This is a genomic window from Nonlabens sp., from assembly GCF_965660805.1.
Classification (GTDB): Bacteria; Bacteroidota; Bacteroidia; order Flavobacteriales; family Flavobacteriaceae; genus Nonlabens.
The window spans coordinates 35,673-47,338 of record NZ_CBFIBE010000005.1; the positions used below are offsets into that span (position 1 = coordinate 35,673).

Here is an 11,666-nt window from a genome sequence, read left to right on the forward strand (position 1 = left end):
TGATTGAAAAGTTTAAGTTTAAGCTTAAACTTAAGTTTAAACTTTGTTTTAGAATGTAACTCCAGCTTTAACACCTATACTTCTTGTGGAAGCGTAGGACATATCTTCTACTCCACGCACAAAACCTTGTCCTTGTACCGCTAGTTGTTCTGGATCAAAATGTGGTATTTCTGAAATTGCAAATAGATTTCTACCTATCAATGCAACACGCAGTTGAGCACCATCATTAAATACTCCTAAAGCTCCTTTGTTTAACTCAAAAGAATATCCTACAGAGAACTGACGCATCTTTAAAAAACTTGCGTTGTACACATTATTCTCTTCATGATTACGATCGTAAAATTGACGGTAATAACTCTCAGCACTTACTGCTGTTGTATTAGGAACATACACCGGATTTGATGCTGTTCCCGTATTCACAACACCATCTGCAATTATTCCTGCTTCTGGTCTGTTTCCCGTTTCTTCTAGTTGTCCACCTACACCAGCTAGTGCTTGTGTTCTAGAAACAATAATTCCACCATGACGCCAGTCTAGTAAAAATGACGCATCCCAATTTTTATAACTAAAGCTATTATTGAATCCCATGGTAAAATCTGCGTTATAGTTTCCTAGTTTTTGCAACTCAGGATCTGCAATAAAACGGCCATCATCTGTAATCACAAAATCACCATCCTCATTACGTAAGTATCCAGTTCCATAAAGATCACCTATGCGTCCGCCTTCCTCTACTTGATGCCATACCGTTTGATCCTGACTGTCATAAACACGAGAATATGCCAGTGTTAAACGACCATCATCTTGAGGTAAATCTTCTACAATGGCTCTATTTGTAGCAAAGTTTACGGTAGAATTCCACTGGAAATTTTCTGTTTGTACTGGAATGGTATTTAATACAATTTCAACACCTGTATTTCTTACGGCTCCTGCATTTACTACTTGCTGGCTAAAACCTGATGAAACCGCAATAGGTAAGGATAAAATCTGATCACTAGTTACAGCATTGTAATACGTAAAGTCAATATTTAATCGCTGTTTCAACAATCGCAAGTCAAATCCTAATTCTATACTAGAGGTGGTTTCTGGTCTTAGGTTTTGGTTAGGAATAAAATCCTGATTTGTAAAGGTAGGCTGTGAATTAACTGGTGTTTGTGAGATAAAAGTTCCTTGTGTTTGGAACGGATCCGTATCATTTCCTACTTGTGCATAACTGGCTCTAACTTTTACAAAATCCACAACCTTCGGTAAGTCTACCACATTACTCAATATAAAACTAGAGGAAACAGATGGATAGAAAAACGAAGTATTATCTGCTGTAAATGGCGTTGCCAGCGCACTGGACCAGTCGTTACGAGCGGTTACGTCTAGGTAAAGGAAGTTTTTGTAGTTCGCTTTCGCGAAAGCGTACAAACTATTGATTCTCTTCCTAGAAGTGAACCCAAAACTTTCAATAGGACTCGCTGCATTATTTAAGGAGAAAATACCTGGTTGCGCCAGACTAGTGGTTTGCACCTGAGTCGTAGAAGCCGTTTGATCCAGTCGGTTACCTCCAAAACTAGCGTCAAAACCGATGTCGCCTAGTTGTTTTTTATAATTCAGTAAGAAATCAGTATTGATCTCTCTGTAGGTCACATCATGTTCTGCATAAGCACCATTGCGGAATCTATTAGTAGAAAACGCTCGTAAAAAGCGACGTTTTTCATTGCTGTAATCCATACCAGTTCTAATCGTTGCGGTTAATTCTGGCGTTAACTGCTGGTTGATGGACACATTCCCAAAAAGTCGATCGCGATTAAAACTATTGCGGTTTTCATTCAGGATAAAGTACGGATTGTCAAAAAACGTATAGTTAAACGAATACTGTTGCACATCTTCTAATCCTGGTTGCCAGTAATTTCTCAAATTATCAATATTCAATGATCGCGGTCCCCATGCGACTAAGGAGTAATTGACATTTTCACTTCCATAACCATTTGACGGTCTGTTATCAGAGGTCCCATTGACATAATTAATACTAGAACGTATAGTGGTTTTTTCGCTAGGCGTGAAATTAAGTTTTGCAGCAACGCTTTGACGATCTAGATTCATTCCTGGAATAATACTTTCACTGCGTAAATCTGTAAAGCTTAAACGGTAATTTCCTTTATCAAAACCATTAAAAACGGCAATGTTATTAATAAACGTGTGACCAGTTTCATAAAAGTTTTTAAGGTTATCCGGATGACTATTGAAAGGCGTTGCAGTAATAGGCAATCCATTATATAACGCCGTATCACCACCGCGCACTACGGTTCCATCTGGTAAGGTTACCGGACTATCAAATTGCGGAATATTATTCCCTACATCTAATCGCGGTCCCCATGAATAGGTGATGTTATCACTTATTCCGCCACCTAAACCGTCTACAAATTCAAAAAGTCCACCTTGACCTTGACCGTACTCGTTTTGGAATTGTGGTAATTGAAAAGCGGTATCAACAAAAAAGCTCGTGTTATAAGAAATACCTAATCCTTGCTGTTTACCACCATTTCTAGTTTCTATAATAATCGCACCATTTGCTGCTCTAGTTCCATAAAGTGCTGCCGCGGCAGGACCTTTTAAAACAGATACACTTTCTATGTCGTCCTGGTTCATTTCTCCAGCTCCATTACCAAAATCCACTTCTTGAAAACCAGCAGCGGCTTCATTTGTAAAATTAAAAATAGTATTGTTATTCACTGGTGTTCCATCTACAATAAATAGCGGATTGTTATTTGAAAAACTAGCCTCACCACGTATGGTAATTAAAGAAGATGAGCCTACACCAGTAGCGCCAGGAGTTATGGAAACACCAGCCACCTTACCGGCTAGATTATCTAGTAAATTGACGGCTTTTACCTCTTCGATTTCTTTAGAATCTAATGTTTGAACCGCATAACCTAGCTCGCGTTCTTTACGTTTTACTCCTAAAGCTGTGACTACGATCTGATCCAGTGAATCGCCTTCTTGTAGAATAATATTTAATACTTGAGAAGTGGCAACTTCCACAGATTGTGATTGATACCCTATAAAACTAAAAACTAGTGTAGCATTTTCTTGAACCGTTATGGTATAAGTTCCGTCTACGGTTGTTGAAGTTCCATTACTCGTGGTGGTTTCTGATATATTAACAAAGGGGACTGGCTCACCTGAAGTGTCGCTTACGGTGCCCGTAATGGTAATTTGTGCTGTAGTTATGCATCCACATAACCATAGCATGAATAGTATAATTCGTTGCATGAAAAATTTAAAAAATGAAATAGTAAGCCTGAGTAGGCTGTAAAAATTTAGGCCGCTTGAAGAACTGGCGAACCTTTATTTTGTGGTTTATCGACTACCACTTTTAGATGGTAATCATTTTTATGGGTGTGGTTGTTTCGCTTTCGCGAAAGCGTATTTAACAATAAAGCTATGATAAAACGACGTGCGTCTTTCCCGGCTAGAAATTGATACAAATCTGCGTTGGAATCAATATCCTGTAGCGTTTTAAGAACTATCAAATTTCCATCATAATCATCCATATAATGATGAAAGGAAGCTGCTAGATTTGCAGTTTGCCAGGATAAATTCTCAAATTTTTGGGCATTAAAATGCGCTCGATTCATTCCTATGAGGTATAAACCACCATCACAGGATTTTCCGTTTACAGCGTGACCATTTTGAAGATGTACAGCTGCTTGCTGTATGAGATGTACCGTTAATAAAGGTGTGTCGTTCCCTAGACAAATCACAGATTTATATCCCATTGCAAAAACATCCTGAATGGAATTTGTGAATCGACTTGCAAAGTTATCACCTCGTTGTTCTTTCTGAGTAAAATGATAGTAATCTAATCCTGAATACCTAATGGTATCTAGAACTATTTTGTTCAAAATCTCGATCACACCAGTACTTGCCAGCGACTTGTGTGCAGTATCAACTGCTGCCGTCTGGGCAAATAAAAGTATGGCGGTTTTGGAATTTTGATTCATCATATTATGCTACCACACCTTGACAACTACTTCCTGCACCAGCGGTACATCCATAGCAATGTTGTGATATTTGAATGTTACGATCGTTAATTAAGTCTTCATTGTAATCCTTAATATGCTGAATTTTATGATCTATTTTTAAATCAAGCATTTGGTTGAAATCACAATCATACAACCAGCCATCCCATGAAATAGAAATGGTATTGGTACACATCACATTTTCTACAGCAGCAGGATTGTAAGCTTCTACTAATGCATACATGTAATCTTCATAGTTTTCACTAGCAACTAGGTAATCTAAGAATCTAGCAATAGGCAGATTAGTAATCGCAAATAAGCTATGAAACTGGATATTAAAATCTTCTAACAATGCCGCTTTCATTTCTTTTTCCATACTGGCCTGATCACCTGGTAAGTAAGCACCACTAGGATTGTAAACTAAATCTAATTTTAGATCACTTCCAGGCATTCCATAACCACGATCATTCAATTCTTGAAGTGCCTTTATAGATTTGTCAAAAACACCATCACCACGTTGTTTATCTGTCTTACCACGTGTCCAGTGAGGCATGGAGCTTACTACATGAATATTGTGTTTCTTAAAGAAATCTGGTAAATCGTGATATTTAGGATTGGCTCTTATTATCGTTAAGTTAGATCTAACGATGAAGTCTTTAATTCCAGCAGCGCTTGCCTGTTCTACAAACCATCTAAAATCTGGATTCATTTCTGGCGCGCCACCTGTTAAATCTAAAGTATGAGCACCAGTGGTTTTGATCACCTCAATGATCTGACTCATGGTGTCGCGAGTCATAATTTCCTTACGATCTGGTCCTGCATCCACATGACAGTGAGCGCATACCTGATTACACATATAACCTACATTCACCTGAATGATCTCTAATTTCTTAGGCCTCAACGGGAATTGATCTGTTTCTTTAATTTTTTTTGCAAATGATGGTAACTCACCATTAGAAAATGGTTCACCGTTCAGGATCTCCATTTGCTTATTGATATTTGCTAATTCACTTGCTCTCTTTTTGAGAGATGTTTTTGTGTTTACAGCCATATGGAATGGTGTGCTTTTATTGTTGTATTTACTAAGTCGGAAACTTATCTAGGATTATGCATAAATAGTCAGAATATCTCATAAATATGTTACTAATCTTATAAGGATTCCATAATAAGGAAAAACTACCATAATAAAGGTCATATCTACTTGATCAAATTAGGATTGTCTGTGAGTTTGATATTTCCAAGAAAAGAATGCAGTCATTCTAACATTACGTTCATGCAAACTTCATATCCATAGGTGCGGACTTAAGTCCGCACCTATGGATATGCAACAGCTAGTTAGAGATCCCAGATAATTTGCTCTAGCAAATTTCTAGGATAGCAACTTCTACGGTTTTTCGAAGAAAAGCCTTGAATTGCTACATCTCTAACTTATTGACTTTATTCATCATTTGGACTCCATGCACAAGTGTCGCACCACCTTGAATAGCTCCAGCTACATGAACAGCTTCCATCATTTCTTCTTTAGTGATTCCTCTTTTTAAAGCATCACCAGTATAAGCATCTATACAATAAGGACAGTGCACAGCATGAGAAACGGCTAAAGCAATTAATGATTTCTCACGTGCTGTTAACGCTCCTTCTTCAAATACTTTCCCGTAATAATCAAAAAACTTTGTTCCTAGTTCTTCACTCCATTCTGTAATTTTTCCAAACTTCCTTAAATCCTTTGGGTCATAATATGTCTTATCCATTTCTATATTTTTATGCTAAAATAAATTAATTTTTACTGCATTAAAAAACCGCTTCACCTTAGTAAAGCGGTTTTAAAATGGTTTGATAAAAACTTTATTTAGCTACTTCCCATACTCTATACCCGTATGCCGGAAAAGTAAAGGTGTAACCAGCAGGAATATTTGCCTCTCCACCTCGGACTACATCAGTTAAGACACCACTAATAGGCGCAGTAAACTCCACAAATTCATCCGAAAAGTTAGCGACATAAATCACCTTATTCCCATTCTTCTCTCGTTCTATTGCATAGATTTTTGAATCCTCACTAGTGTTTATGCGTCTATAAGAAGCTGCGTTTTTACCACCGTGTAAAGCAGGATTAGTCGCTTTTAACTTACCTAATTTTTCCATCATTTTCCATTCCCTACCTTTTTCATGCGGGATGGTATCTTTTTCAAAAAACTTCAACCTTTTATTCATACCATACTCCTGACCTGAATAGATAAGTGGCATACCAGGTATCATGTATTGAAAAGCTAGCATAGCATCACTTGCTTTTCCCATACGTTCTTGAACCGTACCATTCCATGAGTTTTCGTCGTGGTTAGTAATAAAGTTCATAAGGATATCATCTTCTTGATAATCAGCCTGCACGCGCAGCATATATTCATCCCATTTAGTAGCAGGTATTTTACTTTGAGCAAGTTCATTCATGATATGGTGGCCTTCCCAGTTATAACCCATATCAAAAGATTCTAAGAAAAGATCTTTCTTCTCACTTTCTGCGAGCATAAATACAGGTTTTACACTTCTTATGGATTTTGTAGCATAATTCCAAAACTCCGTAGGCACTTCATGAGCCACGTCACAACGGAACCCGTCGATATTATGGTTTTTAACCCAGTAAACCATTGAAGAAGTCATAGCTTCCCATAGCGCCTCATTTTCATAATTCAAATCAGCAGTATCTGTCCAGTCTGTTCCTTTAGGATGCATCATATTTCCGTTCTCGTCTTTGGTGTAGAAATCAGGATGTTCATCAATCCACCAGTTGTCCCAGCCCGTATGATTTGCTACCCAATCTAAGATGACATACATTCCATTTTCATGTGCGGTTTGTATTAACTTATCTAAATCATCTTTAGTTCCTAAATCTGGATTTACTTTTTCATAGTCTGCAACGGCATAGTAACTGCCTAGATATTTTGCGCGTTCCTCTGGATCTTTAATGTCATGTACCATAAGATCTCCCTTTGCCTTTCTATTTACCTCAGAAATAGGAAAAACAGGCATAAGCCATATTACTTTTACACCTAATTTTTTGAGCTCTGGTATATCTTTAGTAAACTCATTAAAAGTTCCAGCTTCTGAGTACTGTCTTATATTTGCCTCATAAATCACAGCATTTTCCAGATCTTCATTTGTAATAGGCGTATAGGCTGTTTTAGTTTCTTCTTCTACCACTACCTCGTCATCCTTTACAGCTTCTTTACAGGAGAATAAGGTGATAGCTGTACATAGGACAAGCAGCCATTTAGTTGTCGATTTTTTCATAGTTTTTATTCTTGGGTTGTGTTATTTGTGGTTTTAATAATCGCAAAATTACGTGCTTTTACTTGAAATGCCGTTTCAGACTCTATGGTATTAAGGCTTTCTATTTTTAGATTACTAGCCTCGCTAGGTTTAGTGTAAATGTTTAAAGCAACAGCATTTTCATTAAAGAATATGGTAGTTTCTTCGTTAAAGTAGCTGCGCTTTAAGACCAGTAGCCCGTTTGCTTCACTTATAACTTCTGTGGTGCCGTATAGCAAAGACATAGAACTACGCCTCCATAACACCAGTTCTTCTACTAGCTTTTTTAAATCCATTTCTCGTTGCGATAAGTTATCAAACTTCATCATCTTGCGATTATCAGGATCATTTGCTCCTATACTTCCATACTCATCTCCGTAATAAATAACTGGAACGCCTGGAATGGTCATATTAAACGCCTGCAACATTCCTAATCGATCAAAGGCTGTGGTATCACTCATACCTATCTCACGAGTCCATCCTGCTTTTTTTGCATCTTCATTAAAACTTACATCGCCACTCGCATAGCTTATAAATCTTGCTCGATCTTGGTTTCCAGAAATGTTTCCCATTAAATGGTGGTGCCCATAATATTCTAAACCTTTAAAGAGTGTTTCTGTAAGGTTAGCATAGTCGCCATCCGCTTTCGCGAAAGCGGACACAGCAGCATCATACTGGTTAAAATCAAATTGTGCATCTAACATTCCTGTGCTCACATAACTGCGTATTAAGTCATAAGAGCCGTAAGTTTCACCTATTTGATAAATAGGACGATCCGTATTATTGCGTATTTTTTGAGTTAATGTTCTCCAGTAAACTTCTGGTACGTGCTTAGTAGCATCATGACGGAAACCGTCTAAATTATAATCAGTTACCCAATACAAGGCAGAATCTGTCATTTTTTCTACAACTTCTGGTTTTGAAAAATCTAGGGTAGGCATAAAGGTATCAAACCATGTGGTCAATCGCTGATCGTCCCAGCGCTCTGTATTTAAACTGCCGTCTGGCAAGTATAGATTTGTAGCCCAGTCTGGATGATTTTTATAAACGGGATGTTCTTCATGTACATGGTTTGCCACGTAGTCTAGAATCACATTCATGTCTCTGCTATGAGCCTGCTCTATAATTTCTTTGAGCACTTTTTTATCTCCAAAACGGTAATCAATCGCTGTACTAGAGATAGGCCAGTAACCGTGATAACCACTAAATTTAGTGCGTGGCTCAGGCCATAAACCGTAAGCACCTTCTGGGTTTTGGGTAATAGGCGATAACCAGATCGTGTTGATTCCTAATTCTTCAAAATAACCGTCCTTAATCTTTGCCAATATTCCTGCTAAGTCTCCACCCATGTAATTTGCTTTAGGCAAAATCTCTGGATCATCTACTAGTTTAGTATTGCTTTTATCACCATCTAGAAAGCGATCTACCATCATAAAATATAGCACCTGATTATGAAAATCGCTACGGGCGAGTTGTGATGGATCTTGCACTACTTGTCCATTTTGAACCGGAATGAGTAAATCATTAGTACGACCATTGGCATCACTGGCATAAACTCTGACCAGTTGTGTTTGTGACTTGCGGTTTGAAAAATCTTTTTCTGGTAAGTTTACCGTGTATGTATTTCCGTTTTGGGAAGCACTGATCATCTGGTTTTCATAAAGAACTACTATATTTTCTAGCTCGCTGGTTGTTGTAAAAGTGAATCCATTATTTCTTATTTCCCCATAAGATAGTTGCGCTGGATTTGCCTTGCGACTGTTATCAATTACACGATTAAAACCGCCCATACCATTGCTTACTACATTTTCTTCTTGTCCGGTAAGACGTTCTTCGTTTCCGTCTTTGATGAAAATCCACTGAAACTTACCTTGCGGTACCGTGGCATAATAGACTAGTTTATCACCTTCCACTTGTAAATCTACTGGTGCCCAGTTCGTGAATTCTCCTTTAATCTGGACATTTTTATTATTAGCATCTCCATAATAATAAATAGGAATCACGCTGGAGGTACTTTTAAAAACAGGGATATCGTTTCTAATTCCGTCAGTCCATAAACTCACATGAGAAACATAAGGTGCCATAGAATCAGTTTCTATTTTCAAAGGCTCAGCATAATTGCGTGTGTTTGGGTTAAAAACAATTCCTTTTCCATAAGTGATGCTGTCCAGCTCCTTTACATCTAGTAAATAATCTGATGTATAAACCTCAGTTCCACTAGTGGAAGCATATATAGGCGTAGTCATTGCGTCAATAACGCTAGGTCTGGTGTCGTTTTCCTTTTTAGAATCACAACCTACTAAGAAAATGACTACTAGTGCTGTTACTATTTTTTTCATATCAATTTTATCTTGATTTGACTCCAACCTCACAGGTTTGCGAAACCTTTGGGGTTGGAATTAAAACCATCTAGGACCACTTCCTAAATCATCCAAGTCTATAATTAAACTGGTTTTACCAGATACTTTTAAAGTCTTATCCAGTTTTATTTTATCGCCTGAGATAATATCTAATCCTTGTTTGCGATTTTCTATTCCTTCTTTAAATCGCTTTAAATCTAAAGTGATTTCTTCAGGATTATTATTCATGATCACCATAACACGAGAATCATCGTTATATCTAAAATAAACGTAACAATTATTCTCAGGCACGTATTGTAGCAATTTACCGTTATGAATCACTTCTTTGTTCTTGCGGTAATTGAGGAGTTTTTTAGTGAATTCTTGAAAGCCTTTTTGGTAGTCCGTAGGTTTTGTAAAGGCGTTAATTTCATCGCCATTCCAGCCACCAGGAAAGTCTCGACGTATATCACCATCGCCATCTGTATCGCGATTTCCTGCCATGCCTATTTCATCACCGTAATAAATTTGTGGGATACCGCGAGTGGTTAATACTAGTGTCATGGCTAGTTTGTATTTAGCCAAATCGCCGTTATATAAACCATTACCATTGATGCGATTCGTATCATGATTTCCTGCAAAAACCAGAATATTGTCTATGTCTGGATACAAGAAATCATTGACAAAATTCTCATAGACTTTGATCATTCCTTGATCCCATTGCTGTTCATCTTCATTAAAGGCTTTCATAATGGCATCGTGCAAGGTAAAGTCCATCACACTAGGTAAGCCTGAATTATAACTTTGAATAGCGCCTACAGGACTATCTTTTTGCCAGAAAGCAATTTGTGCCTGATCATACATCCATGTTTCTCCTACGATATTAAAGTTAGGATATTCCTTCATGATCGCTTTAGTCCATTGGGCAATCGCATGCTTCTCATTATAAGAATAAGTATCTACTCTAAAACCGTCTAGTCCAGCATATTCAATCCACCAGATCGCATTTTGAATCAAATAATTTAAAACTAACGGTTCACTTTGATTCAAATCGGGCATGGTGCTTACAAACCAACCTTTCTCTGCATAACGATCATCAATTTGAGAAACGTTAGGATCCATTTGGGTGGTCTGACGGTAACTAGAATTTGCATAACCAGCTACTGGGAAGTCTTTTCCGTTATGATCGTCAAATTGGTGCAACCAAGTTTGCGTAGGTAAATCCTGCATCATCCAGTGTGTCGCGCCCCAATGGTTGGTCACATAATCCATGATCAATTTCATGTCGCGCTTATGCATCTCATTAGCTAATCGCTTGTAATCTTCATTAGTTCCATAACGCGCATCTATTTTATAGAGGTCGCTTTGCGCATAAGTATGATAAGAATAGCGCGCATCATTATCTTCTAATAATGGCGTGCTCCATATCGCCGTTGCTCCTAGATCATCGATATAATCCAGATGATTTATAATTCCCTGAATATCGCCACCATGACGTCCACCTTTAAAATCGCGGTTTGCTTTTTCTACCGTATCGTCAGTACTATCATTAGACAGATCACCATTTGCAAAACGATCTGGCATGACTAGATAAATGGCATCACTGGAATCAAATCCTTTGCGGTTTTTTGAGTTGGCCGTTCTTTCTTTTAATTCATAAGTAATTGAAAGTGACTTTTTAGGATTAAAGGTGAGTTCTATTTCAAAACTACCTGCTGTTGCTTGCTTAGTTTCTAATGTAAGAAATATATAATTCGGGTTTTCTGTTTTCCTGATTTTAACAATAGGCAATTCTGAATCTATTTCAGCTGCTAATCCTATTTCTTCACCATATAACATGACCTCGACTTGCGAGTGCTCCATTCCTACCCACCAAAACGGCGGTTCTATGCGGTCTATGGATGGTGCTAGAGACGCTTTAGTGTGGCATAAAGTGTTTTCTAATTCCGCTTTCGCGAAAGCGAAACTAGAAGAACAAGCGAGAGCAACAATAACACTGATAATTCTAACCATCTTG

7 protein-coding genes are annotated in these 11,666 nt (G+C 37.8%); all 7 read right to left on the reverse strand.

Going from position 1 to position 11,666, the window contains the following annotated elements; all coding sequences use genetic code 11:
* Positions 1-48 precede the first annotated feature (48 nt).
* Complete coding sequence (locus ACTF48_RS02525) at positions 49-3,258, reverse strand: SusC/RagA family TonB-linked outer membrane protein (RefSeq protein WP_438961563.1); 3,210 nt, start codon at positions 3,256-3,258, stop codon at positions 49-51.
* 47 nt (positions 3,259-3,305) lie between these two features.
* Positions 3,306-3,989, reverse strand: a complete 684-nt coding sequence (locus ACTF48_RS02530) for a TIGR04282 family arsenosugar biosynthesis glycosyltransferase (RefSeq protein WP_438961564.1) — start codon at positions 3,987-3,989, stop codon at positions 3,306-3,308.
* Positions 3,990-3,993: 4 nt separating this feature from the next.
* The gene (arsS, locus tag ACTF48_RS02535) at positions 3,994-5,058 is read right to left on the reverse strand and encodes an arsenosugar biosynthesis radical SAM (seleno)protein ArsS (protein ID WP_438961565.1); all 1,065 of its coding nucleotides are present in this window, start codon (positions 5,056-5,058) and stop codon (positions 3,994-3,996) included.
* A 364-nt stretch (positions 5,059-5,422) separates the two neighbouring features.
* On the reverse strand, positions 5,423-5,758 hold the full coding sequence (locus tag ACTF48_RS02540) for an arsenosugar biosynthesis-associated peroxidase-like protein (protein WP_438961566.1): 336 nt from the start codon (positions 5,756-5,758) through the stop codon (positions 5,423-5,425).
* A gap of 94 nt (positions 5,759-5,852) precedes the next feature.
* A complete protein-coding gene (locus tag ACTF48_RS02545; protein WP_438961567.1) occupies positions 5,853-7,292 on the reverse strand; it encodes an alpha-amylase family glycosyl hydrolase in 1,440 nt (479 codons plus the stop codon).
* Positions 7,293-7,297: 5 nt separating this feature from the next.
* A complete protein-coding gene (locus ACTF48_RS02550; RefSeq protein WP_438961568.1) occupies positions 7,298-9,649 on the reverse strand; it encodes an alpha-amylase family glycosyl hydrolase in 2,352 nt (783 codons plus the stop codon).
* A 60-nt stretch (positions 9,650-9,709) separates the two neighbouring features.
* Complete coding sequence (locus tag ACTF48_RS02555) at positions 9,710-11,662, reverse strand: glycoside hydrolase family 13 protein (RefSeq protein WP_438961569.1); 1,953 nt, start codon at positions 11,660-11,662, stop codon at positions 9,710-9,712.
* Positions 11,663-11,666 lie beyond the last annotated feature (4 nt).

Bases quoted from the DNA above. Each gene is read 5' to 3' on its own strand.
- ACTF48_RS02525 (WP_438961563.1), bottom strand. From the start codon at position 3,258: ATGCAACGAATTATACTATTCATGCTATGGTTATGTGGATGCATAACT.
- ACTF48_RS02555 (WP_438961569.1), bottom strand. From the start codon at position 11,662: ATGGTTAGAATTATCAGTGTTATTGTTGCTCTCGCTTGTTCTTCTAGT.
- ACTF48_RS02530 (WP_438961564.1), bottom strand. From the start codon at position 3,989: ATGAATCAAAATTCCAAAACCGCCATACTTTTATTTGCCCAGACGGCA.
- arsS (WP_438961565.1), bottom strand. From the start codon at position 5,058: ATGGCTGTAAACACAAAAACATCTCTCAAAAAGAGAGCAAGTGAATTA.
- ACTF48_RS02550 (WP_438961568.1), bottom strand. From the start codon at position 9,649: ATGAAAAAAATAGTAACAGCACTAGTAGTCATTTTCTTAGTAGGTTGT.
- ACTF48_RS02540 (WP_438961566.1), bottom strand. From the start codon at position 5,758: ATGGATAAGACATATTATGACCCAAAGGATTTAAGGAAGTTTGGAAAA.
- ACTF48_RS02545 (WP_438961567.1), bottom strand. From the start codon at position 7,292: ATGAAAAAATCGACAACTAAATGGCTGCTTGTCCTATGTACAGCTATC.